Source organism: Flavobacterium degerlachei (assembly GCF_900106645.1).
In the GTDB taxonomy this organism is placed as follows: domain Bacteria; phylum Bacteroidota; class Bacteroidia; order Flavobacteriales; family Flavobacteriaceae; genus Flavobacterium; species Flavobacterium degerlachei.
Window position 1 is genome coordinate 17959 of record NZ_FNMV01000012.1, and the last position, 25157, is coordinate 43115.

Sequence of the window (25157 nt, forward strand, 5' to 3'; positions counted from 1 at the left end):
ATTATATCAGCTTGCGTTTATCTAAAAGATCCCTGTTTTCAATTGGGTTGTCTCTGTTTGATAAGGCATTGTCAATTTTTTCAATGTAATCCAAAGAGTCATCAATAAAGAAAACCAAATTAGGTACTTTTCTCAATTGTAAACGTACTCTTTGTGATAAATCGTGTTTTATTGTTTTAGCATTTGACTTAACAGCCTCTAAAATCTCTTTTGCTTTGTCTTGGGGAAAAACGCTTAAATAAACTGTAGCCACTGATAAATCTGTTGTTACAGTAACCTTGGATACCGAAATAATTAAATTACTTACTCCGTTTTTTCTCACTTCACCTTGTAGAATGTCTACCAAATCTTTTTGGATAACCCCACCTATTTTTTTCTGTCTATTTGTTTCCATAGTGCAAAAATACTACTTTTAAACATTAAACAAACAAATTTTAAAAACTAGCTAGTAATAGTTGTGTTTTTAGGAGCTTTTTCCTGCTGTACACTATATCTTTCCTGCCGAACCCCGTCAGTAAAGGATGCCGTTTCCATCAGGGCTAGGGCTTTTGGGAAATTAGGAAGTTGAGTTTAAATCAGAAATCTAAAATCGTTAATCAGAAATCTAAAATCCAGATGCAAAGACCTTCTTTCTCCATATATGACGCTTCCGCAGGTTCCGGCAAAACGTATGCACTTGTCAAAGAATACCTAAAGATTATTTTGGTAGCTCACAAAAATGATGCGTATAGAAATATTCTTGCCATTACGTTTACCAATAAAGCGGTACACGAAATGAAAAGTCGTATTGTAGGAAGTCTGTCTGAATTTGCCAAAGACGAACCTTCACAAAAAGCACAGGATTTAATGCAGGATTTGGTTAACGGCAAACGAAAAGAAAATAATATTGAAGAATGGAGCGAAGAACCAATTGGCCTTTCCATTATCCAAATCAAAACTAAATCCCAGCAAATCATCAAGCATATTATTCATAATTATGCCGCTTTTGATATTTCAACTATTGATAAATTTACGCACAAAGTAATTCGTGCTTTTGCGCATGATCTTAATTTACCCATGACTTTTGAGGTAACTTTAGATACAGAAAATTTATTGATAGAAGCTGTAGATGCGATCATTGCACAAGCTGGAGAAGACGAAACGCTAACCAAGTTGCTCATTGATTTTACAATGGAAAAAACCGATGACGACAAGTCTTGGGATATTTCACGTGAAATTCTCGATACGGGCCGCTTGGTGCTTAATGAAAATCATCGTTCTGAAATCACTCATTTTCATGATAAAACCATTGCCGACTTTGTCGAGATAAAAAAGAAATTAATAGAAAGCTGCAAAGTTTTAGAGAAAGATAATGCCGAATTCGGGCAAGCAGCTTTAGCACTAATTGAAAATAATGGCATTGATTTAAAATCGTTTTCGAGAGGCACGTTCCCAAATCATTTAATGAGTATTCGCGACGGAAAATTCAATCCGAAAAATAAAACCTTTCGCGAGTTTGATGATATTGCAATTAACAAAACAGCTAAATACCGTGCTTTAATAGAAAATCTAATCCCTGAATTAATCCAAATTCTAGCAACGATTTATAAAAATTTCGAAAAAAGAGATTTCTATAAAGCCTTTCTCAAAAATATAACCCCGCTTTCATTACTGAATACGGTGAGCAATGAATTGGCCAAAATTCAAGAAGAGCAAAACGTACTTTCCATAACCGAATTTAACGCGATCATTCACCGCGAAATTCAAAACCAGCCTGCGCCTTTTATCTATGAAAGACTAGGCGAGCGCTATCGTCATTTTTTTATTGACGAATTTCAGGATACGTCTGAGATGCAATGGCAAAACTTGATTCCGCTAATTGATAATGCGCTTTCAGGACAAGACGATTTTGGAGAAAAAGGGACTTTGATGATTGTGGGAGATCCTAAGCAGTCTATTTACCGCTGGCGTGGTGGAAAAGCAGAGCAGTTTATAGAGTTGAGTAAAGATAACAATCCGTTCAATAATCCAGATAAAAGACTAGAGCATTTAGATAAAAATTACCGTAGCTATTCGCAAGTAATTGATTTTAATAATGAGTTTTTTAAACTGGTTTCAGGAGAATTTGAGCATCCAGATTATAAAGATTTATATGAAAATCACAGTCATCAAAAAACGAATAATAAAACGGGAGGTTATGTAAATATCTCTTTTATTCCAAAAGTAGAAACGACCGAAGAGGATGAAGAAGCGCTGGATAAAACAGAACTATTCGTTTTAGCCACTTTAAATACAATTCAAAAAGTGCTTAAAGAAGGTTTTGAATACAAAGATATTGTGATTCTGACTCGTAAGCGCGGTCAAGGTGTCGCTATCGCCAATTATCTAACGGAGCAAAACATTCCGCTTTTATCATCAGAAACATTGATGATTCAAAATGCAACTGAAGTCCGCTTGATTATTCATTTATTAAAGTACTTAAAAAACAATGCCGACTTAGAAGCGAAAGCCTATTTCTTGCATTACATAGCGGAGCATGTTCAAGACAAATTAGCTGTTCATGATTTTATTGCTCAAGGAATGGAGCATAAAAACGAACTAGATCTTGAGAATTGGCTCACGAGTTTTGATATTTCACTTTCGTTTCAAAATATTCGAAAAAAATCATTGTATGAAGCGGTTGAAGTCGTAATCACTAAATTTTTATCGCCAAATCTCGCCAAAGGCGGCGGAGCATATGTGCAGTATTTTCTTGATATTGTATTGGAGCGAGATGTTAGGAACCAAGCCGGAATAGCTGATTTTTTGAATTTCTGGGATAAGAATGCCGAGAAGTTTAGTATTCCATCACCAGAAGGGAATAATGCAGTACGTATTATGACCATTCATAAATCAAAAGGATTGGAGTTTCCTGTGGTGATTATGCCATTTGCCGAGGAAGATTATAGCCGAAAACCAAAAGATAAATTATGGTTAGAAGCAACTGAAATGGATTTTGGGTTGCCTAAGGTTTTAATTGACAATAGTAGTGCTGTAGAAGGTTTTGGGGAGCAAGCAAAATCAGTTTATGATTTAAAAAAACAAGAAGAATTACTGGATAATGTTAATGTTCTGTATGTGGCTTTAACACGTGCAGAAGAACAATTGTATATTATTTCGAATGTGAATTTGACAAGTAAAGGCGAAGTAAAGACTAATAATATGTCGACTTTCTTTATTAATTATTTGAATAGTAAGGATGGTTTTGAGGATGATAAATTTGAATATGAATTTGGAAATCCAACAAAATTATCTTCTGCTTCTAAGCATGTGGATACTTCAAAAAAGATTGAAGTCGTAACAGAAACATTGAATCCTAAAAACATAAAAATTGCACAAAGAGAAGCGTTAATGTGGGGAACGTATCAACAAGAGTCAATCGAGTACGGAAATGTAGTTCACGAAATTCTATCATTTGTAAAAATAAAAGAAGATGTAGCATTGGCTGTTGAAAAAGCGCTTGAAAATGGATTGATTAATTATGGACAGAAAGAGTTGGTTTGCCAAACAATTCAGGACATTGTTAATCATAAGGAATTGGAATTGTTCTTTGCAGAAGGGAATACTGTTTTAAATGAACAAACTATTATTCAAAAAGAAGGAAGTACTATAAAACCTGACAGAATGGTTGTTAATAGCGAAGATGAAGTCTATTTGCTAGATTATAAAACAGGTGTTCATAATGCAAAATATCAAAAGCAACTAGAGAATTACCAAAATGCAATTGAGTTAATGGGTTATAAAGTCGTAAAAAAAGCATTGATATATATAGGAAAACAAATCGATGTAGTAAATTTGTAGGGTAAAAATGAATTATTCGCAAAAAAGTAAATACTAAAAGCTATGCAACTGATGAAAAAACAATAGTTATTTACTTTTAGATTTTTCACAAAGTCTATAGCTTTAGAGCAACCTTAAACAAATTAAACTTTAAACAAAATACACCAATTTATTATGTACGGAAAAATTAAAGAACATCTTCAAAACGAAATTAAAACGATAGAAGATAACGGGATTTTTAAAAAAGAAAGAATTATCACTTCTCCTCAAGGTGCAGAAATCACCATTTCTACAGGTGAAACTGTTTTAAATTTTTGTGCCAATAACTATTTAGGGTTGTCATCACATCCAGAAGTTATTCAAGCAGCTAAAGATGCTATGGATACTCATGGTTTCGGAATGTCATCTGTGCGTTTTATTTGTGGGACGCAAGATATTCATAAAACATTGGAGAGAAAAATTTCAGAATTTTATGGAACAGAAGACACGATTCTATACGCTGCAGCATTTGATGCCAACGGTGGAGTTTTTGAGCCATTGTTTGGAGCAGAGGACGCAATAATTTCTGATAGTTTAAACCATGCTTCGATTATTGATGGAGTGCGTTTGTGTAAAGCAGCACGCTATCGTTATGAAAATAGCAATATGGAGGATTTGGAACAACAACTAATCAAGGCGAATGAAGCTGGGAGTAGATTCAAAATCATTGTTACAGATGGAGTTTTCTCTATGGATGGTGTTGTGGCGCCTTTGGATAAAATTTGTGACTTAGCTGATAAATATGATGCCATGGTTATGGTTGATGAATGTCATGCGGCTGGTTTTATTGGAGCAACTGGAAAAGGAACTCTTGAAGCAAAAGGAGTAATGGGAAGAGTAGATATTGTTACTGGAACTCTAGGAAAAGCTTTGGGTGGAGCAATGGGAGGTTATACTACGGCTAAAAAGGAAATAATCGAATTGTTACGTCAGCGTTCAAGACCTTATTTGTTTTCAAATTCATTGGCGCCTGCTATTGTTGGTGCGTCGATTAAAGTTTTTGAGCTTTTAGAGAAAGACACTACTTTAAGAGATAAATTAGAATGGAATACCGATTATTTCAAAGCAGGGATGAAAAAGGCAGGTTTTGATATTGTTGAAGGTGATTCGGCAATTGTACCTGTAATGTTGTATGATGCTAAATTATCGCAAACTATGGCTGATGAATTGCTGAAAAAAGGGATTTATGTAATTGGTTTCTTTTTCCCAGTTGTGCCTAAAGATAAAGCAAGAATTCGTGTGCAATTGTCTGCAGCACATACAAAAGAGCATTTGGATAAGGCTATAAATGCCTTTATTGAAGTTGGACGCTCTTTAAATGTTGTGTAATTAGATTCCAAAGTTATATAATTTCCACTTTTCGTGGTTTTTATAAGTTTTTTTTAACATTTCCTTTTGTAGTTAATAATTTACGCGTTACTTTTGTGTGTAATTAACTAAATTGTAATTAAAAATATTAAGTATGAAACATCTTAACAAAATTTTAGTTGCTGCAATGATGGTGATGGGGTTAAGCTCTCACGCACAAGACAGTAACAACCCATGGGCAGTCTCTTTTGGAGTTAATGCCGTAGACACTAGAACTAGTGCTGGTAATGACACTGGTTTTTTCGAACAGCATTTTTCTCAACCATTCGCGGTGAAAGATAATTGGAATGTTCTTCCTTCTGTTTCTTATATCAGTGTATCTAAATACTTAGGAGATAATTTCTCTTTCGGAGTTCAAGGTTCTGTAAACAAAATTGACAAATACGTGAAATTTGATCCTACTGCAGTAGGTAGTGATTCTAGAGGAATGGTAGTTTCTAACCCAGGTGACTTAATGTATTATGGTATTGATGCTACAGTTAAATATAGCTTCATGAACCTTATCAACTCTAAAGTTATTGATCCTTCTGTACACGTAGGTGGAGGTTATACTTTCTTTGGAGATAGTAGCTATGGTACAGTAAATCCAGGTGCTGGATTGACTTTCTGGTTCTCAGATAACATTGGTTTCTCACTTGAGTCTTCTTACAAAAAATCTTTTGGAGATAGAGAAGATGCTTCAGGAACACCTGATGCACCTTCACATTTTCAACATACTGCAGGTCTTACTTTCAAATTTGGAGGAAAAGATACTGACGGAGATGGAGTTTATGACAAAGATGATGCTTGTCCAGAAGTTGCTGGTTTAAAAGAATTCAACGGTTGTCCTGATTCTGATGGAGATGGAATTATCGACGGTAATGACGCTTGTCCAGATGTATTTGGTTTAGCTGCATTGAACGGTTGTCCTGACACTGACGGAGATGGTATTGCTGATAAAGATGATGCTTGTCCAGATGTATTTGGTTTAGCTGCATTAAAAGGTTGTCCAGATGCTGACGGAGACGGAATTGCTGATAAAGATGACAAATGTCCTACTGTTGCAGGTCCTAAAGAGAACGCAGGTTGTCCTTGGCCAGATACTGATGGAGATGGAGTTTTAGACAAAGATGACAAATGTCCAGAAGTAAAAGGTACTGTTGCTAACAAAGGTTGTCCTGAAGTATCAGAAGCTGTTATGATGAAATTGAATGAGTATAGTAGAACTATCTTGTTTGATTCTGGAAAAGCGTCGTTCAAAAAACAAACTTACCCAACTTTAGTATCAATCACTGAAATCTTAAAAGAATATCCTTATTCAAGATTCTTAGTTGAAGGTCATACTGATAGCGATGGAAGTAACGAAATGAACCAAACTTTATCTGAAAACAGAGCTGCAGCGGTTAAAAATTACTTAATCGAAAATGGTATCAAAGCAGACAGATTGAATTCTACTGGTTTCGGTGAAACTAAACCAATGGATACTAACAAAACTGCTGCAGGAAAAGCACACAACAGAAGAGTTGAAATTTCTTTAATCAAAGAATAAATTTTTCTAAAATATTTATAAGAAACGCCCCGATTTATCGGGGCGTTTTTTTATTTTTATGAAATGATAAACATTTCTTTTTTAGACAAAATTGCACAAGTTTTAATTCAAGATTACTCTGATTCATTATCAAATACAATAGTAGTCTTACCCAATAAAAGAGCTAAGATATTCTTAATCGAAGCCTTAAAAAAACAAGTGAGTTCTAATATTCTTTCTCCAGAGATTATTAGTATTGAAGATTTTATTCAAGATATTTCAGCAATTCGCACTGTAGATCCTATTGAATTGTTGTTTGAATTTTATGAAGTCTATTTATCCGTCACAGAAAAGTCAAGTCAACAATCTTTTGAATTATTTGCCAACTGGGCAAAAATGCTGTTGCAAGACTTTAATGAAATTGACCGCTATTTATTAGATCCTACACATGTGTTATCTTACCTAAAAGACATTGAGGATATCAAAAAATGGGGAATAGAAGTCGAAAATAAAACCCAACTACTGGAGAACTACATTGATTTTTGGAAATTACTTCCTAATTATTACCAATCTTTATATGCTCATTTACTTAAAAAAGGAATCGGATACCAAGGATTAATTTACCGACAAGCAGTAGAGAATCTAATACCTTTTTCCAATTCGGTTACTGATAAGCAGTATGTATTTGCAGGCTTTAATGCCTTGAATGCTTCTGAAGAAAAAATAATACAACATCTTATTGCTGCTGATAAAGCCAAAATATATTGGGATGCCGATCAAACTTTTTTAAATGATCCATATCACGATGCAGGTTTGTTTTTAAGGCGATTTAAAGCCAACTGGAAACACTACAAGTCAAACCCTTTTGAATGGATTGTAGATGATTTTTCACAGACAAAGAACATCCAGGTCATTGGTACTCCAAAAACTATTGGGCAGGCTAAGATCACCGGTAGTATTATTGAAAATTTAATCAAGGAGAACCCCAACACAACCTTAGACAAGGTTGCGGTTGTACTTGGAGAAGAAAATCTTTTGGTTCCTCTTTTGTATTCGTTGCCTTCTACTGTTGGTGCTTTGAATATTACGATGGGATATTCTAGTAAAAATAATCCAGCTCAAATTCTAATTGCTAAACTATTCAAGATGCATACAAATGCCTTGTCTCGAAATGCAAAGAGTTATGTGCTGTATTACAAAGATGTATTGGATATTTTAACGCATCCATTAGTGGAGCCATACGCGAAAACATCTGGCTTGGTGAATATTATTAATCAAAATAATTATACTTTTATAACTCATCAAAAGGTAATGGAGCTAAATCCTGAACCTACGGATTTGTTTCTTTTACTATTCGAAAAATGGGAAAAAGGTTCAATTCCTGTTTTGCAAACTGTTTCCAATTTATTGCTAACAATTAAAGATAATTTGAGCAATGACAATGAAGAGGAGAAAATTACAAAAGCTTTTGTGTTTGCTATTTTTAAAGTGATCAACAAACTGATTAATTATTATTCTCAACACGAACATATTGATAAAATAGATACACTACACGCTATTTATAAACAAGTAATTGACCTTGCTGAGGTTTCTTTTGAAGGAGAGCCGCTAAATGGTCTCCAAATTATGGGAGTTTTAGAAAGTCGGGTGCTGGATTTTGATACGGTTATTGTCACTTCAATGAATGAAGGGAAGTTTCCGGCTGGAAAATCACAGAACTCCTTCATTCCATATGATGTAAAAAGGGAATTAGGTTTGCCCACTTTTAAAGAGAAAGATGCGATTTATACCTACCACTTTTACCATTTGTTGCAACGTGCCAAAAATATTTATTTGCTTTATAACACCGAAAGTGAAGGACTGGATGCAGGAGAAAAAAGTCGGTTTATAACACAGTTAGAAGTAGAGAAGCAAAGCAATCACAATTTAACACACGAAATTTATAACGCTGTACTGCCAGAAACGGCCTATAAACCCATGGTTATTGAAAAATCAGAGGCAGTGATGACACGGTTGAAAGAAATTGCGACTGTTGGTTTTTCTCCTTCGGCATTGACAAGTTATATTCGGAATCCGATTCAGTTTTATTTCCAAAAGATTTTACGCATTCGCGAAGTCGAAGAAGTGGAGGAGAATATCGCCTTGAATACTTTAGGGACGATTATTCACGAAACTTTGAAAGTTTTGTACGAACCTTTTATAGGGAAGTTTATAACTGAGCACGATATTCAAAATTGCTTTAAGCAAATAGATGATGAGGTACTCAAGCAGTTCAAGGCAGTTTACAAAGAAGGAGAGATTAAAAAAGGGCGTAACCTATTAGCATTTGAAGTTGCTAAACGTAATGTTTCTAATTTCTTAAAAGTAGAATTAGAAAGTATAAAAGCAGGCGATGCGATTAAAATACTCGCTTTAGAGGAAACGTTTCAAAGAACCTTAACACATCCAAGTTTACCGTTTCCGGTATTGATAAAAGGGAATGTCGATAGAATTGAAGAACGCAATGGAACCATCCGTATTATTGATTATAAAACGGGTAAGGTAGAGAAAGCGAGTGTGACTTTGAAAACCTGGAAAGGACTGACAGAAGAGATCAAGAATGATAAAATTATTCAGGTTTTGGCTTATGCTTACATGTACGAAGAAAATGCAAAATCCAAACCCATAGAAGCTGGTATTATTTCGTTCAAGAATTTGAAATCAGGATTTTTGCCTTTTAATTTTAAAGAAGAAAAAGACGTAAATATGATTATTAATGAGGAAGTAATGGCTAATTATTTAGAGCAAATTGTTTTGCTTTTAAATGAAATTTTGGATGTTAGTGTTCCGTTTGAGGAGAAAGTATAGATTTTGTAACCGCAAAGAACGCAAGGGTATTTCGCAAAGGAAATTATTTAGACCTTCTTAAAAAACTGTAATAATACTTTAGTCAGTTCATCTTGATTTTCAATATGACTCATATGACCATCAGGGAAAGTGACTAATTCTACTTCAGTATTTTGAATTTGTTCTTTGGTTTCTTTAAATCCTAAAATAGGATCTTTTTCGCCTAGGATAAGCATTTTTGGGTAAGGAGTAAGATGCAGTAAAACTTCTCGGTCAGCTCTTATTTTCATACCTTCGAGTGAAGCTACAATTGCTTGAAGCGGTGTTTTTAAAGCCTCTTTTTTTGTGTTTTCAATTTCTTCACCAAGTCTTTCTCGGTTGTTTTCGCTGAATAAATTGGCTACGGCCAAACTAACAAAACCGATATAACTTTGTTTTACTGCTTTTATGGCGCGATCTCGGTTTAGTTTTCTTTCGTCACTATCGGCTTTGGAGGTAGAATTCAGTAGAACTAATCCTTTTACATTTTCAGGGTATAATTCGGCGAAAGCTAGTGCTACATAACCGCCCATAGAATGGCCAACGAGAATCGCTTTACGGATGCGCAATTCAGCCAAGATGGCGTGAACAGCATCGGCATTTTCCTCCATAGTGTGCACATAACCCAAGCATTCTGTTTCGCCATGACCTAGTAAGTCCATGGTGATTACTCGATTTTTCTTAGTAAAAGGGACAATGTAATTGTCCCACATTTTTTGGTTTTCTAGAAAACCGTGGAGTAAAACTATTGCAGTTCCTTTACCTGTGTCCGTGTAGGCAATGCTTGTATTTTTAAATTGTATGTGATTCACTTTTTTGTTTCAGTTTTGAGCGAATGCAAAATTAGGGATTTAATTTTTTTAAAACATGTAAGTTTTGAGGATAGTAGGGGAGATGATTTTTAAAACATATAAGTCATATAAGTTTTTAGAATAGCATGGAGGATTTTTTTCAAACCATATAAGTCATATAAGTTCATAGAAGAGAAATGACTATATTTGAGAAAAGCAACTTTTTGGATATGGCCAAGATTTTAATTACAGGAAACGGATTTGATTTGTTTCATCATTTACCCACAAAATATCAGCATTTTATGTCTGTGATGAAAACAATTGAAAACAATCAATTTGATAATGATGTTTCTTTTGATGAATTATTTGGGCACGAATTTAAGATGGATTCTAGTAATGATTATAGTGCAATCGTAGATAATTATAAAGTGGAGAATGTTTTATTTAATCATGAAAAATTAAATAAAATTAAGGAAATGTTGAAAGATAATTTATGGTATAAATATTTCTCAACAGTTTTAGAGATTGATACTTGGATTGATTTTGAGGTTGAAGTCGAAAATGTTTTGAAACAACTATCAGTTTTAATAAAATCAGAAAACCCTCAATCGAAAAAAGTTAACAATTTTAGAGATGTAGCTATTAATTATCCTGATTTTAATTTATTTGGAATTATTGAGCATAAATTTGATGATAAAGAAGTTTTTAGTGTTACAGAGAAATATTTAGATAAAAGAAAACGTGAAATTAAAAGCAAGGATATATTACATGATTTGTCTCGTTCATTCGAAGAATTTATTATTATTTTCAATAGATATTTAGTAGATGTTGTTTATAATTTTTATGGGGAGTTAGCAAATATAGATAATGTCCCCTTTCATTTAATGACCGAGATTTATACATTCAATTATACAGCTACATTAGAAAACATTTATAATATTGATAAGTCCAAAATAATTTATTTACATGGAGAAGTAAATGAGGATTGTCAAAAACAAAATTTAGTGCTGGGAGTTAGTGAAATTTCAGAAGATATTAAGATTGAGAAAGCTTATGACTTTACCAAATATTTCCAAAAGATTAAAAAAAATTCTAACAAAAAATTCATTGAAATTCCTTCAAAAAATAAAGGATATGATGAAGAGACTGTTTTTTATATTATTGGACATTCACTTGATAAGTCCGATAGTAACTACATCGTAAATATGTTTAATTTTTTAAAAGAGGATAGATTTGATAAATGTAGAATATGTGTTTTTTATTACGATTCTAAAGATCGAGATAGTAAAATTAGAAATGTACTGAATGTGGTAGGAGAAGAAACTATTTCAAAAATGCATCGAGACGATCGGCTTTCTTTTGTTGAATTAAATAATAAAAATCTTATCATCGAATTCAACAAGAAACTTTATAAACATGAAATTTATATCTAACGAAAAGTGATCTTTTGTAGACCTGCAAGGTTTTCAAAACCTTGCAAGTTATTATTTCTTAAAAACGATTATCGCCATCCAATAAATTCCCTAATCCACCAAGTAAACTACCTTCGTCACGGCTTTTCCCACCTGCTCTAGGTGCTGACGCGATGATTCTATCGGCTAGTCTGCTGAAGGGTAATGATTGTACATAAACAGTTCCAGGACCACGTAGTGTAGCATAAAATAATCCTTCTCCCCCAAAAATAGAGTTCTTGATTCCGCCAATGAACTCGATGTCGTAATCAACGTCTTTGGTAAATCCTACAATACAGCCCGTGTCTACTTTTAGGACTTCGCCTGTTCTTAGTTCTTTTTTGGCTAATGTTCCTCCTGAATGTACAAAGGCCATTCCGTCTCCTTCAATTTTTTGCATGATGAAACCTTCACCGCCAAAGAATCCACGGCCTAATTTTTTAGAGAATTCAATTCCTACAGAAACACCTTTGGCGGCACAGAGGAATGAGCTTTTCTGGCAGATGAATTTTCCTTGAAATTCGGTTAAATCGATAGGGAGGATTTTTCCAGGATATGGAGAAGCAAATGATACTTTTCCTTTACTGTGATGTTGATTAATAAAAGCGGTCATAAATAAGCTTTCGCCTGTTAGGACTCTTTTACCGGCATTTAAAAGTTGGCCAAAGATTCCTGATTTTTGTTCTGAGCCGTCTCCAAAAATGGTTTCCATCTGGATGTTATTGTCCATCATCATGAAGCTGCCTGCCTCAGCAATGACGATTTCTTGCGGATCTAGCTCAATTTCTACGTACTGCATTTCTTCGCCGAAAATCTGGTAATCTATTTCGTGTGCTGTCATAATTTTGATTTTATTGATTTTTAAAAGATGATTTTTTTAATTGTTTGTTTTTTTTACCGTATGGAATCATAGTTTTTAAAACACATTGTTTTGTGAATCTTTGGTATATCAATGAAACTATGTTATAAGACGTAAACGGGGTTATAAAGTTACAGTTTTATGATTGTTTTGGGAATGTTGTTTTGGAAGAATTAACGTTGTTCTATGCGCGCAAGGGATAGTAGCGGAAAGCCCACAGTCCCGATTTTTAGGGACGAGGACTTGCAGTGAATAGCCCGACCCTGCCGGAGTTTACGGAGGCGGGTTGCGCCCAAATTCTTGTTAAATCGTTTAACTGTTTATTTGTTTAACTGTTGACTAAGTTTAGCGGGTTTTAGCATAAAAAAACGGCTCACATTGCTGCGAACCGTCTTTATTCTATTCTCTTTATTCTTTTTTCTAAATTAAGAATTCATCAAACTCTCAATTTCATCCACTTCAATTGGGATGTTGCGCATCAAGTTAAACGGTTCTCCTGTTTCTTGAATTACGACATCATCCTCAAGACGGATTCCAAAACCTTCGGCTGGAATGTAAATTCCGGGCTCAACCGTGAAAACCATATTGGCTTGCATTGGTTCGGTTAGGATTCCGTAGTCATGTGTGTCCAATCCCATGTGATGAGAAGTTCCGTGCATGAAGTATTTTTTGTAAGCTGGCCATTCTGGGTTTTCATTCTGAACATCAGCTTTGTCTAGCAATCCTAAACCTAGCAATTCAGAAGTCATCAATTTACCCACTTCAATATGATATTGTTTCCAGAGTGTTCCTGGAAGAAGCATTTTAGTTGCTTCATTCTTAACGCGTAAAACGGCGTTGTAAACTGCTTTTTGTCGGTCGTTGTATTTTCCTGAAACTGGAATGGTACGGGTCATGTCACTGGAGTAATTTGCATATTCTGCGCCAGCATCAATTAGGATTAAATCACCGGCTTTACATTGCTGGTTGTTTTCGATATAATGCAATACATTAGCATTGTTTCCTGAACCGATAATCGGCGTATAAGCAAAACCTTTAGAACGGTTGCGAGTGAATTCGTGGATGAATTCAGCTTCAATTTCATATTCCATCACATTCGGTTTCACGAAAGATAAAATACGTCTGAATCCTTTTTCGGTAATGTTACAGGCTTGTTGAATCAAATCTATCTCTTCGCTTTCTTTTACAGAACGAATGCGTTGCAGAATTGGGTTGCTTTTTGCAACTGTATGAGCAGGATATTTTTCTTTCCATTTTTTTACAAAACGAGCTTCACGAGTTTCAGTTTCTACTGCAGCACGATAATGTTCGTTAGTATTGATGTACATGGTATCAGCATACGTCATCATCTCGTTTAAAACCTTATCGAAATCTTGTAACCAGTGCACATTCTTGATTCCAGAAACGGCTAAAGCGCGTTCTTTAGTTAGTTTCTCTCCTTCCCAAACCGCAATATGATCGTTTGTTTCTTTTAAAAACAACATTTCTCTTTGGTTCTCATAAGGAGCGTCAGGGAAAAGCAGTAAAATACTTTCCTCTTGGTCTACACCGCTTAAATAAAAAATGTCTCGGTGTTGTGCAAATGGCATTGTGCTATCAGCACTAATTGGGTAGATATCGTTGGAGTTAAAAACGGCAACGCTTTTAGGCTTCATTTGAGCCATAAATTTGGAGCGGTTTTTTATAAATAGGTCACGGTCAATTTGATGGTATTTCATAACAATGTAAGATTTACGTTTAATACCTCAAAAATACTAAGATTAAATCGTTTCAGCTTATGAATTCAACAATTTTATGTAAAAAACAACAAAAACGCATTAGCTTAAAAAAAAGTCTTTTTTAAACCAATGCGTTATGCAATTGAATTAGTAATGATGATTTTGTTTAAACTATTCCGTTTTAGAAGAGTATTGAATAGCAGTTGTAATAGATCGTATGGTGTTTACTGTATTTTCAATGGCGTCAAAATAAGTAGAGGCTAGAATGTCCTATAAGTACTCTTATGTTTTTGGTTTTTAAATGTATTTGTAGCCTGGAATGGTTAAAAAGTCAATAAAGTTTGGATTTACGACTAATACATCTAATAGTTGTTCAGCTAAATTGTATTTTCCTTTTTCGTGCTTGTCATCGCCAACTAGTTTTTTTATTTTTTCGAACTCTTCCATCGCTAATTTATGGTAGTAATTATGGGTCAATTTTTTGTTATTGTCCAAAGTCACTTCGTTTTGCAGCCACTGCCACAATTGAGATCTCGAAATCTCTGCCGTTGCTGCGTCTTCCATTAAGTGATGTATTGCCGCCGCGCCTTGTCCGTTAAGCCATGAAGCGAGATATAGAATAGAAATGCTGATGTTTTTTCGGATGCCTTCCTCGGTAATAGTTCCTTTTGGCACTTCTAATAAATCGCTTTCGGTGATTTGTAAGTCAGCTCTTTTTATGTGAATTTGATTTTTTGTTGGCATCTCAGTATCGAATACTTTCATTGCTATAGGAACCAAATCTGGATGTGCTACCCAAGTACCATCATGTCCGTTTCTAACCTCTAGTTGTTTGTCGGCAATTACTTTATTAAATGCAAGCGTATTGGCTTGCTCGTCATTTTTTATTGGGATCTGTGCTGCCATTCCACCTATCGCGTGAATGTTTCTTTTGTGGCAACGTTGAATTACCAGTTGAGAATACGCACTCATGAAAGGAGAAGTCATTGAAACTTGATCTCTATTTGGTACTATAAAAGCTGGGTTGTTTCTTAGTTTTTTAATGTAAGAAAAAATATAATCCCATCTTCCACAGTTAAGACCAACGATATGATCTCTCAATTCAAAAATTATTTCGTCGAGTTGGAAACTGGCAGTTATTGTTTCTACTAAAACAGTGGCTTTGAAAGTTCCGTTTTGCTCTCCCAAGTATTCTTGTGCAAATTCGAAAACGTCATTCCACCATCTCGCTTCTAAATAGTGTTCTAATTTTGGTAAATAAAAATAGGGTGCAGTTCCTTTTTTAATTAGTTCTTCATGATTATGAAAAGCATATAATCCAAAATCGACTAGAGAGCCAGAAGCCTGCTCGCCATCTATCAAAATATTTTTTTCTTGTAAATGTAGTCCTCTTGGTCGAACAATTAAGACGGCGGTATTTTCATTTAAAGAGTATTTCTTGTTTTTAACTGTGTCTTCTAAAGATATGGTTTTGTTTACCGCATCTTTTAAGTTTTGTTGACCAGTCATTAAGTTGCTCCATGTTGGAGAAGTACTGTCTTCAAAATCAGCCATAAAAGTTTTGGCTCCTGAATTTAATGCGTTAATCACCATTTTTCTGTCAACAGGTCCAGTTATTTCTACTCTTCTGTCAAGTAAGTCTTTTGGAATTACTGCAGCACGCCAATTGCTTTCTCTAATGTTTTCTGTTTCAACTGGAAAAGTAGGTAAGGAGCCTGCATCAAATAAAAGCTGTTGTTGTTTTCGGTCTTCCAATAATGATAGTCTTGTGCTGTTGAATTTTTGGTGCAATTCAGTTAGAAAATCAATTGCCTTATCTGTTAATATTTCAGCATAATTTTGTTTTGTATCTGCTGATAGCTGGAAGTTTTTTTCGGTTATTTCGGTTTGTTGTATCATGGTTAGTTGGTTTTACAATACAATGTTACGAAAAGTTTTTTACTAAACAAGCGAACGTACGCTAAAAATGTATAAAACTTTTTTTGCGAATTTTATTTTTTAGGCTATCTTTGATTTATGAACGTAGAAAAAGAGTATATCAAATTAATTTTTGGGCTAAAGCTCAAACAGGCGCGTACCAATAAGAATTTATCTTTGTTTGGCTTAGCCAAATTAACGGAGCTTTCTAAATCCTACTTGAATGAAATCGAAAAAGGAAAAAAATATCCTAAAACCGACAAGATCATTCTTTTGGCAGAAAAGCTAGAGGTTTCGTACGACCATATGGTTTCTTTGAAGTTGGATAATAACTTGGCGCCGATTGGGGAGATTTTAAAATCGGGGATTCTTAAGGAGATACCGCTCGATATTTTTGGGATTCAGGAAAATGACCTTATTGATATCATTGCGAATGCTCCTGCTAAAGTAAATGCGTTTATAAGTACAATTATTGAAATTGCGCAGCATTATAATTTAACTAGGGAAAGTTTTTTCCTGGCTGCTTTACGTTCGTATCAAGAAGCGCATAATAATTATTTTGAGGATTTAGAACAAAAGGTATTGGACTTCTCTAAAGCCTTTCAGATAAATATCAATACTAAAATTTCTATAGAAGATTTAACAGCGGTACTTACGGAGGAATATGGTTACACAATTCAGGAGATTGTTTTTTCAGAACAAGAGGAGTTGGGAGATTTGCGGTCTATATATGTTCCAAAGAGCAAAACTTTATTGCTTTCATTGGATATCGATGAACAGCAAAAAGCATTTATCCTAGCGAAAGAAATTGCTTATAATTATCTTGAAATAACAGAAAGGTTGTATACTTTCAGCTGGATTAAATTCAAGAATTTTGACGAGGTACTTAATAATTTTTATGCTTCCTATTTTGCAGGAGCTTTGTTGATTCCGAGAAAGCAGTTGGTGAGTGAGCTCAATCTATTTTTGGCGAAGTCAGATCCTAAGCCGCAAGAAATGATCCAGCTAATGAGTCAGTTTAATGTTTCGCCAGAATCTTTTTACCAGCGATTAACGAATATTTTGCCAAAAGACTTTCTGTTAAAAAATATATTCTTTCTGCGGTTGTCTCATAAAATTGGAGCAGATACTTATCAGATAAAAAAGGAACTGCATATTACGAATCAACAGGAGCCGCATGCTAATGAAATGAATGAGCATTACTGTCGAAGATGGATTTCAGTAAAAACAATAGTCGAATCGATTAAGCAAAACAAGAGCCATTTTTTTGATGCGCAAATTTCGCGTTATGAAAACAGTGGTAATGAGTTTTTGGTATTCTCCTCAGCAACTGAAGATCCTTTTAAAAAAGATTGTTTGAGAAGTATATCTGTTGGGATATTAATCACACCGGGGATGAAGAAGAAATTCAAATTTATCGATAATAAATCAATAAAAAAGCAAATTGTAGGGGTGACTTGTGAAACTTGTGCCGTTAAAAACTGTGAAGAAAGGGCTTCGCCTCCAGTACAATTAGACCTTAAAATTCGAAATGAAAATACGGAAATAATTGTACAAAAATACATGGCTAAATTTAGTTGATCTAAAATTATTTGCTAGATTCATTTGTTTTTTCTCGAGATAAAAAATAAAATTAGAATGCTAAATGCAGCGAATCAGGCATGGAAATTAACGTTGAAAAAGGCAGCGAAAGCGTTTTTTTAAAAATTAGGGCAAGTCTTGTTAAATAAAAATGTAGGCGGGAGTAAAAATTAATTGGCAATCAATCAGTAAAATATGGGGTTGACATGGTTTTTTGGCCAAATCGAAAGCACTTTAAAATCATTATAAATAACAGCGATAAGGTTGTAGTTCAGCTCGAATTACTCTATTTTTGTGACATTCTTAAAAATAAATTATTCAAATCTTATGGCAAAATCTGCATTATTGAAGTCGTCAATAGCTAAAAAAGTTGCTATGGCGCTTTCAGGACTTTTTCTGATGTTGTTTCTAGCACAGCACTTTTTCATTAATATGACGTCGGTGTTTAGTCCGGACACGTTCAATTCAATTTCTCATTTTATGGGAAATAATCCTTTGGTTCAATTTGTAATTCAACCCATTTTAATCGTAGGGGTGATTTTTCACTTCATTATGGGCTTTGTTTTAGATTTTAAAAATAGAAGTGCAAGACCTATTGCTTATGCAAAAAACAATGGTGCTGCAAATTCTTCTTGGGCATCTAGAAATATGATTATTTCTGGTTCGGTAATTTTAGCGTTTTTAGGATTACATTTTTATGATTTCTGGGTTCCGGAAATGGTTTATAAATATGTAGCGTTTAACCCACTGGATGAAACTAGATATTTTCATGAATTAGCTGAAAAGTTTGAAAGTCCTTTGCGTACGGCATTGTACTGTATTTCATTTGTATTGTTATCATTACACTTAAAACACGGATTTAGTTCTTCTTTTCAATCGGTAGGTTTCAATAATAAATATTCTAAAGGATTGAAAAATTTCGGATTAGCATTTGCTTTCGTTATTCCTTTTGGATTTATTTTTATTGCATTATTTCATCATTTCAATCATTAATATTAAATTATAATGGCATTAGACTCAAAAATTCCAAATGGTCCAATTTCGGATAAATGGACAGATTATAAAGATCATATTAATTTAGTAAATCCGGCTAACAAACGTAACTTAGATGTTATCGTTGTTGGAACAGGATTAGCTGGAGGTTCTGCTGCTGCAACATTAGCAGAATTAGGATATAACGTAAAAGCTTTTTGTTTTCAAGATTCACCTCGTCGTGCGCACTCTATTGCAGCACAAGGTGGTATCAATGCTGCAAAAAACTATCAAGGAGATGGGGATTCTGTTTTCAGGTTGTTTTACGACACTGTAAAAGGAGGGGATTACCGCGCTCGTGAAGCAAACGTACACCGTCTTGCAGAAGTTTCTACAAGTATTATTGACCAGTGTGTAGCTCAAGGGGTACCATTGGCACGTGAATACGGAGGTTTATTAGACAACCGTTCTTTTGGAGGAGCGTTAGTTTCAAGAACATTTTATGCTAGAGGACAAACAGGGCAACAATTATTATTAGGTGCTTACTCTGCAATGAACCGTCAAATAGGTCGTGGAAAAATAAAAATGCACAACCGTCACGAGATGCTAGATATAGTAATCGTAAACGGAAAAGCAAGAGGAATTATCGCTCGTAACTTGATTACTGGTGAAATTGAAAGACATTCAGCTCACGCAGTAGTTATTGCCTCTGGTGGATACGGAAACGTTTTCTTCTTGTCAACAAATGCAATGGGTTCTAATGCTACTGCAGCTTGGAAAATCCATAAAAAAGGAGCGTATTTCGCAAACCCTTGTTATACACAAATTCACCCAACATGTATTCCAGTTTCTGGAGATCACCAATCAAAATTAACTTTGATGTCGGAATCTTTACGTAATGACGGACGTATTTGGGTTCCTGCAAAAATCGAAGATGCTGTAGCGATTCGTGAAGGAAAGAAAAAAGCAATAGATTTATCTGAAGCTGAAAGAGATTATTATTTAGAGAGAAGATACCCTGCTTTTGGTAACTTAGTACCTAGAGATGTAGCTTCTCGTGCTGCTAAAGAAAGATGTGATGCTGGTTATGGAGTAAACAAAACAGGTGAAGCTGTTTATTTAGATTTTGCTGCAGCAATACAACGTTACGGAAAAGAGCAAGCATTCCTTAAAGGAATTGATGCTAATGATAAAGAAGCGGTAACGAAATTAGGTACTGAAGTTGTAAAAAACAAATACGGGAATTTATTCCAAATGTATTATAAAATTGTAGATGAAGATCCTTATACTTCACCTATGATGATTTATCCAGCGGTTCACTATACAATGGGTGGAACATGGGTTGATTATAATTTAATGACTACAATTCCAGGTTGTTTCTCAATTGGAGAATCAAACTTCTCTGATCACGGAGCAAATAGATTAGGAGCTTCTGCTTTAATGCAAGGTTTAGCTGATGGATACTTTGTATTGCCATACACAATTGGTGATTACTTGTCTCCAGATATTAAAATGGGACCTATCTCTACTGATTCTCCAGAATTTGCAGCTGCAGAAAAAGGAGTGAAAGACCAAATTGAGAAATTCATGAACAATAACGGAACACATTCTGTTGACTATTTCCACAGGAAATTAGGAAAAATTATGTGGGACAAAGTAGGTATGGCTCGTAATGCTCAAGGACTTAATGAAGCAATTACTGAAATTTCTGCTTTACGTGAAGAGTTTTACAAGGATGTAAAAGTACCAGGAACTGATAAAGGATTCAACCAAGAATTAGAAAAAGCGACTCGTGTTGCTGATTTCCTTGAACTAGGAGAATTGTTCGCTAAAGACGCTTTACACCGTAATGAATCTTGTGGAGGTCACTTTAGAGAGGAATACCAAACTGAAGATGGTGAAGCAAAACGTGATGATGTAAACTTCGCTTATGTTGCTGCTTGGGAATACAAAGGGAAACCAAGTGACGCTGTTTTACATAAAGAAGACTTGGTATTTGATACCGTTAAACTAGTTCAAAGAAATTACAAATAGCAATTAGTCACTAGATAAAAGTGATAAAGTCAATAGACTTACAGCTTTTAACTAATGACCTTCAAACTAAAACAGTATGAAACTTACATTAAAAATATGGCGTCAGAAAAACGCCCAAGATAAGGGAGCAATGGTTGATTATCAAATCGACGGAATTGAGCCGGATATGTCTTTCCTTGAAATGCTTGACGTTTTCAATGAAGATTTAATGAGCAAAGGTGGAGAACCAGTTGCATTTGATCACGATTGTCGCGAAGGAATTTGCGGAATGTGTTCTTTGTACATCAATGGTGAAGCACACGGGCCAGATAGAGGAGTAACCACTTGTCAATTGCACATGCGTATGTTCAAGGACGGTGATACTATTACTATTGAGCCGTTCCGTGCAGCTGCTTTCCCAGTAGTAAAAGATTTAGTTGTTAACCGTAGTGCTTTTGATAGAATCCAACATGCAGGAGGATTTATATCAGTAAACACTTCAGGAAACACGATCGATGCAAATACAATTCCAATTAACAAGCAAGATGCTGATGATGCTTTTGATGCAGCTACTTGTATTGGTTGTGGTGCTTGTGTTGCTACTTGTAAAAACTCATCAGCAATGTTATTCGTAGCTGCTAAAGTTTCTCAATATGCATTATTGCCACAAGGAAAAATTGAAGCTACTGATCGTGTATTAAACATGGTACACCAGATGGATGCTGAAGGTTTCGGTAACTGTACTAACACTGGAGCTTGTGAAGTAGAATGTCCTAAAGGGATTTCTCTTGAGAACATCGCTCGTATGAACAGAGAGTATATGTCAGCAAGCATGAAAGGATAATTCTAGAAATAGATTTTATTATATATCAAAAACGCATTCATTTATTTGGATGCGTTTTTTGTTTTTGGGGTGCCCTCCGCAAATGCTTCGGTCGGGCTATACGTTGCAATCTTTTATTCCATTGCATTTCATAAAAGGATTTCCACTGCTATCCCTCACCCGAAGAAAGAGTTGAGAGTAAAGAGAATAGAACAAAGAGTATAGAGAGAAAGTACAGTGCTGATTTGTAGTAATTTATTTGTTATATTTGGATAAAATAACGGAATCGATAGATAATGCAATAATTGAATGGACTTAATTCTGTTATTATTGTTTTTTATTTTCGTGGTCTGTAATTACATCCATTGGGGTAATATTTGCTATTTAAAATATTTCTGTCATTAAAAGAATAACTTAAAAATCAATATTTAAATGAAAACGTCAATTAGAAATTATACAGAAATTGTAAGGGAATTAAAAGTAAATTATCCAAAATTAACAGAGTTTGAAATTTTAACTTTAGCTATTCAGATTGAAAGAAATGAGATTTTAGAAAACGGCTTAGTTGTAAGTTCAAAGGATAATGAACCAACTGGTATAGAAGCTATCGCAATAGCCCTAGGTTATAAGAGTAGTTAGACAGTGCAGGTCAGTAATTCGTGCCCCGAACAATAGTCAATAGTCAAAAAAACAATAAGCTAGATTATGCTTTTTTGTTAAATCCGCTTAATCCGCGTTATCTGCCTCCCGTTTTTACACACAGTCATTCACAACAAAACAGTATCCTTTGTGTTCCATTTTTTTCTAATTTTTATAAAATGAAAGTAGCCTTAATTCAATCCTCATTAGTTTGGGAAAATCCAGAAGTAAACAGAGCATATTTTGAAGAAAAAATCAATACAATAAATAAAGTTGATCTAATTGTACTTCCTGAAATGTATACTACGGGATTCACGATGCAGCCAGCTAAAGTTGCTGAGCCCATGAGTGGCAAAACTGTTTTGTGGATGCAAGCTTTGGCGAAAGCCAAAAACACTGCAATAACTGGAAGTGTTGTAATTGAAGAAAACTCCAATTTTTATAACCGTATGTTATTTGTTTTTCCATCAGGAGAAGTTCAATATTATGACAAAAGGCATTTGTTTACACTTGCAGGTGAAGATAAAGTGTATTCCAGAGGCACTCAAAAATTGATTGTAGAGTACTTAGGTTGGAAGATTTGTCCGTTTGTGTGTTATGACTTGCGATTTCCAGTTTTCTCCCGTAATGTTGAGAATTACGACTTGTTGATTTATGTGGCGAGTTGGCCTAAAACAAGAATTAAAGCTTGGGATACTTTACTTGCAGCACGTGCCATTGAGAATATGAGTTATACTATTGGCGTCAATAGAATAGGTGAAGACACGAACGGTTATGAATACAGAGGTCATTCACAAGTGTTAGATTGTCTAGGGGAATATTTGATAGAACCAGTGGAACAAGAAGGTGTTTTCGTCGCGAACTTGGATAAATCTTACTTATTAGAAGTTCGTAAAAAGCTAAACTTTTTAAACGATAGGGATTCTTATGAAATAAAAGGGTAAAACAATTATAATTGTTGATTTCAGTTTTATGAAAATCTGAAATCAACAATCTTTAACCATTTTTCTAAAAGCCCTGTTTTTTTTGTGGTTTCTCTTTTTTCTTGTTCTCTTTTGGTTCTGGAGTATAAGGAATGCTAACATCAAAAACTTGATCGACATCCCAGTTAGCACGAACATCTATTTCTTTTGAAAAATACACCACCTCTTCAGAATATCTTTTCTCTAAAAAGCTTCCGGGGTCATATTGTTTATTTTTGTTTTCATCATAAGTAATACGAAGACTATAAACTGCGGGATTAAGTAAATTGAAGTCAACTATAGTTTTAAAATCTGTGTATTCTGATGCTAATACATCACCTTTTGCATCTGTGAGCTCAACAATTACGGGAAAATATTTTACATTTTGCAATTGAATGCGAAGATTGCCAAATTCATCTTCATTTTTTGTTGATAGCTTATAGCTTAAGGTGTCGTTAGACTTTTCGTAAAAATCGGTTAGTGCTCCAGGCAGCAAGCTGAAGTTGTATTTCTGATTGGGTTCTTTGTCAAAATCCAAATAAATTTTTTGGTTAAAAACATCGTATTCTCTTTTAAAAGGAACCTCGGTACTGTCGTTTACTATTAACTTGATTTTTGAGTCATCAAACTTTACTAGCGGAGTTGCGGTTTCAAGAGTAAAACGCTCTCTGAAGTTTATGTTCCCGTTTTGCAAAGCGGTGATGTTTAAAGTGTCCTTTTTTTGATCTTTAATTTTTACAATATAGTCTTGTATGTAGCTTTCTCTGGATACACTAACAGCTAATGAATCTGCTTTTAACGGCTTGAACCAAATTTGCAAAGAGTCTTTTTTGGGCATCTGAGTAATAATCGATTCTAGGTTCTGTGTGTTGTTTTTAACGACTATCTTGGGTTGGTTTTCTTTTAAGTTTTGTTTGCCATTATAGCCTAATAGCAATCTGTTTCCAGAGGCTTGACTTGGCTTGTACGACTTAAAGTCTAGTGTCTCCTTGAATAATTCTAATTCATAAACAGTATCGTTTGGAATGTTAATAAACTTCTTTCTGAATCCTATTTTGTCTTCTTTGGGATTGAATTTATTATTGCTATTGTTATCCTTCATAGCTACTAATAGATATTTTCCCGCTTTTAGATTTTCTAATTTAAATGTTTTTAAACTATCTAAAGTATTGGTTATGTAACGTGGAGAATCGTTATAAACAACGGAGTCATTGTATTTTTCATTTACCTCATAAAGCATTACCGATACAAAGGCATCTGCTTCTTTTTCGTATGCGTCCTTTATTTTTCCGCCTATAGCGAGAGAGTCAATATAGTCTCCCGTCGAAAAAACATATTTAAATTGATTGTAAGGGTTTCCCTCGTTATTATCAGCAATACTTTGACCAAAATTAAAACTATAGGTTGTGTTGGGTTGTAGCGTGTCTTTTATCTTTATGTTGAGAAATTTACTAGCTGTAGTAGGTGATATTATTGGCTCCTGTTTCATGGGAGGCGAAATAATTAATTGTTTATTTAGGTTTTTCAGCTTGATGTTTTCGTCAAAAACTAATTTAATTTCATCACCTTTAAAATTAGTGCTATAGTTTTTAGGGAAACTCATTTTTAAAGTAGGTGCAAGCGTATCTTTTAGGCCGCCAGTAATTGTTCCTCTTTTAGCGCAACTAATCATTACAAAAAGTGCTAGCAAGAGAAAGTATTTTAAATTGTTTTTCAACATATCAAATTAGTATTAGAGTATACAAAATAACAATTATAATTAATGGAATCGAAATTATTTATAGATTTATTATGAGCATTAAATTAGTCTAGGTTTTACGCTATTCTAATTTTTTACTTTTTTATATGTAAATT

The 25157-nt window shown here is 34.4% G+C and carries 17 protein-coding genes; 11 read left to right on the forward strand and 6 right to left on the reverse strand.

All coding sequences use genetic code 11. The annotated features are described in order from the left end of the window. Nucleotide 1: 1 nt before the first annotated feature. On the reverse strand, nt 2–394 hold the full coding sequence (gene rbfA, locus BLV91_RS12390) for a 30S ribosome-binding factor RbfA (RefSeq protein ID WP_091433790.1): 393 nt from the start codon (nt 392–394) through the stop codon (nt 2–4). A gap of 221 nt (nt 395–615) precedes the next feature. Between rbfA and BLV91_RS12395 the strand changes: the two genes are divergently transcribed. From BLV91_RS12395 to BLV91_RS12410, 4 genes are all read left to right on the forward strand, one after another. Continuing rightward, complete coding sequence (locus BLV91_RS12395; RefSeq protein ID WP_091434012.1) at nt 616–3819, forward strand: UvrD-helicase domain-containing protein; 3204 nt, start codon at nt 616–618, stop codon at nt 3817–3819. Between the two features lie 153 nt (nt 3820–3972). Next, nucleotides 3973–5166 carry a glycine C-acetyltransferase gene (gene kbl / locus BLV91_RS12400; protein ID WP_091433793.1) on the forward strand — a complete coding sequence of 398 codons (1194 nt, stop codon included), beginning with the start codon at nt 3973–3975 and terminating at the stop codon, nt 5164–5166. Between the two features lie 133 nt (nt 5167–5299). Next, a complete protein-coding gene (locus BLV91_RS12405; RefSeq protein ID WP_091433797.1) occupies nt 5300–6733 on the forward strand; it encodes an OmpA family protein in 1434 nt (477 codons plus the stop codon). Nucleotides 6734–6796: 63 nt separating this feature from the next. Beyond that, nucleotides 6797–9559: a PD-(D/E)XK nuclease family protein gene (locus tag BLV91_RS12410; protein WP_091433800.1), complete on the forward strand. Its 2763-nt coding sequence runs from the start codon at nt 6797–6799 to the stop codon at nt 9557–9559. A 47-nt stretch (nt 9560–9606) separates the two neighbouring features. Here BLV91_RS12410 and BLV91_RS12415 read toward each other — a convergent pair whose 3' ends face one another. After that, nucleotides 9607–10389: an alpha/beta fold hydrolase gene (locus BLV91_RS12415; RefSeq protein WP_091433802.1), complete on the reverse strand. Its 783-nt coding sequence runs from the start codon at nt 10387–10389 to the stop codon at nt 9607–9609. Nucleotides 10390–10598: 209 nt separating this feature from the next. Between BLV91_RS12415 and BLV91_RS12420 the strand changes: the two genes are divergently transcribed. Then, nucleotides 10599–11801 carry an AbiH family protein gene (locus tag BLV91_RS12420; protein ID WP_175514006.1) on the forward strand — a complete coding sequence of 401 codons (1203 nt, stop codon included), beginning with the start codon at nt 10599–10601 and terminating at the stop codon, nt 11799–11801. Between the two features lie 58 nt (nt 11802–11859). Here BLV91_RS12420 and BLV91_RS12425 read toward each other — a convergent pair whose 3' ends face one another. From BLV91_RS12425 to aceB, 3 genes are all read right to left on the reverse strand, one after another. Continuing rightward, nucleotides 11860–12660 carry a TIGR00266 family protein gene (locus BLV91_RS12425; protein WP_091433806.1) on the reverse strand — a complete coding sequence of 267 codons (801 nt, stop codon included), beginning with the start codon at nt 12658–12660 and terminating at the stop codon, nt 11860–11862. Nucleotides 12661–13103: 443 nt separating this feature from the next. Beyond that, complete coding sequence (locus tag BLV91_RS12430) at nt 13104–14396, reverse strand: aminopeptidase P family protein (RefSeq protein WP_091433808.1); 1293 nt, start codon at nt 14394–14396, stop codon at nt 13104–13106. Nucleotides 14397–14693: 297 nt separating this feature from the next. After that, nucleotides 14694–16295 (reverse strand): malate synthase A, encoded by a 1602-nt coding sequence (gene aceB / locus BLV91_RS12435; protein WP_091433810.1) that lies wholly within the window; start codon nt 16293–16295, stop codon nt 14694–14696. 117 nt (nt 16296–16412) lie between these two features. Between aceB and BLV91_RS12440 the strand changes: the two genes are divergently transcribed. From BLV91_RS12440 to BLV91_RS12465, 6 genes are all read left to right on the forward strand, one after another. After that, nucleotides 16413–17894, forward strand: a complete 1482-nt coding sequence (locus BLV91_RS12440; protein ID WP_091433811.1) for a helix-turn-helix domain-containing protein — start codon at nt 16413–16415, stop codon at nt 17892–17894. A gap of 327 nt (nt 17895–18221) precedes the next feature. After that, complete coding sequence (locus tag BLV91_RS12445; RefSeq protein WP_091433813.1) at nt 18222–18887, forward strand: succinate dehydrogenase cytochrome b subunit; 666 nt, start codon at nt 18222–18224, stop codon at nt 18885–18887. Nucleotides 18888–18899: 12 nt separating this feature from the next. After that, the gene (locus BLV91_RS12450) at nt 18900–20900 is read left to right on the forward strand and encodes a fumarate reductase/succinate dehydrogenase flavoprotein subunit (protein ID WP_091433815.1); all 2001 of its coding nucleotides are present in this window, start codon (nt 18900–18902) and stop codon (nt 20898–20900) included. A 76-nt stretch (nt 20901–20976) separates the two neighbouring features. Beyond that, nucleotides 20977–21723: a succinate dehydrogenase/fumarate reductase iron-sulfur subunit gene (locus tag BLV91_RS12455; protein ID WP_091433817.1), complete on the forward strand. Its 747-nt coding sequence runs from the start codon at nt 20977–20979 to the stop codon at nt 21721–21723. 411 nt (nt 21724–22134) lie between these two features. Further along, complete coding sequence (locus tag BLV91_RS12460) at nt 22135–22341, forward strand: hypothetical protein (RefSeq protein WP_091433820.1); 207 nt, start codon at nt 22135–22137, stop codon at nt 22339–22341. A 179-nt stretch (nt 22342–22520) separates the two neighbouring features. Next, the gene (locus BLV91_RS12465; RefSeq protein WP_091433822.1) at nt 22521–23285 is read left to right on the forward strand and encodes an amidohydrolase; all 765 of its coding nucleotides are present in this window, start codon (nt 22521–22523) and stop codon (nt 23283–23285) included. A 64-nt stretch (nt 23286–23349) separates the two neighbouring features. On the opposite strand, the gene BLV91_RS12470 is transcribed toward BLV91_RS12465, so the two are convergent. Further along, nucleotides 23350–25023, reverse strand: a complete 1674-nt coding sequence (locus BLV91_RS12470; protein ID WP_091433823.1) for an Ig-like domain-containing domain — start codon at nt 25021–25023, stop codon at nt 23350–23352. Nucleotides 25024–25157: the final 134 nt, after the last annotated feature.

Coding starts and splice junctions, on each gene's coding strand:
- rbfA (WP_091433790.1), bottom strand. CDS start 394: ATGGAAACAAATAGACAGAAAAAAATAGGTGGGGTTATCCAAAAAGAT.
- BLV91_RS12395 (WP_091434012.1), top strand. CDS start 616: ATGCAAAGACCTTCTTTCTCCATATATGACGCTTCCGCAGGTTCCGGC.
- kbl (WP_091433793.1), top strand. CDS start 3,973: ATGTACGGAAAAATTAAAGAACATCTTCAAAACGAAATTAAAACGATA.
- BLV91_RS12405 (WP_091433797.1), top strand. CDS start 5,300: ATGAAACATCTTAACAAAATTTTAGTTGCTGCAATGATGGTGATGGGG.
- BLV91_RS12410 (WP_091433800.1), top strand. CDS start 6,797: ATGATAAACATTTCTTTTTTAGACAAAATTGCACAAGTTTTAATTCAA.
- BLV91_RS12420 (WP_175514006.1), top strand. CDS start 10,599: ATGGCCAAGATTTTAATTACAGGAAACGGATTTGATTTGTTTCATCAT.
- BLV91_RS12425 (WP_091433806.1), bottom strand. CDS start 12,660: ATGACAGCACACGAAATAGATTACCAGATTTTCGGCGAAGAAATGCAG.
- BLV91_RS12430 (WP_091433808.1), bottom strand. CDS start 14,396: ATGAAATACCATCAAATTGACCGTGACCTATTTATAAAAAACCGCTCC.
- aceB (WP_091433810.1), bottom strand. CDS start 16,295: ATGATACAACAAACCGAAATAACCGAAAAAAACTTCCAGCTATCAGCA.
- BLV91_RS12440 (WP_091433811.1), top strand. CDS start 16,413: ATGAACGTAGAAAAAGAGTATATCAAATTAATTTTTGGGCTAAAGCTC.
- BLV91_RS12445 (WP_091433813.1), top strand. CDS start 18,222: ATGGCAAAATCTGCATTATTGAAGTCGTCAATAGCTAAAAAAGTTGCT.
- BLV91_RS12450 (WP_091433815.1), top strand. CDS start 18,900: ATGGCATTAGACTCAAAAATTCCAAATGGTCCAATTTCGGATAAATGG.
- BLV91_RS12455 (WP_091433817.1), top strand. CDS start 20,977: ATGAAACTTACATTAAAAATATGGCGTCAGAAAAACGCCCAAGATAAG.
- BLV91_RS12460 (WP_091433820.1), top strand. CDS start 22,135: ATGAAAACGTCAATTAGAAATTATACAGAAATTGTAAGGGAATTAAAA.
- BLV91_RS12465 (WP_091433822.1), top strand. CDS start 22,521: ATGAAAGTAGCCTTAATTCAATCCTCATTAGTTTGGGAAAATCCAGAA.
- BLV91_RS12470 (WP_091433823.1), bottom strand. CDS start 25,023: ATGTTGAAAAACAATTTAAAATACTTTCTCTTGCTAGCACTTTTTGTA.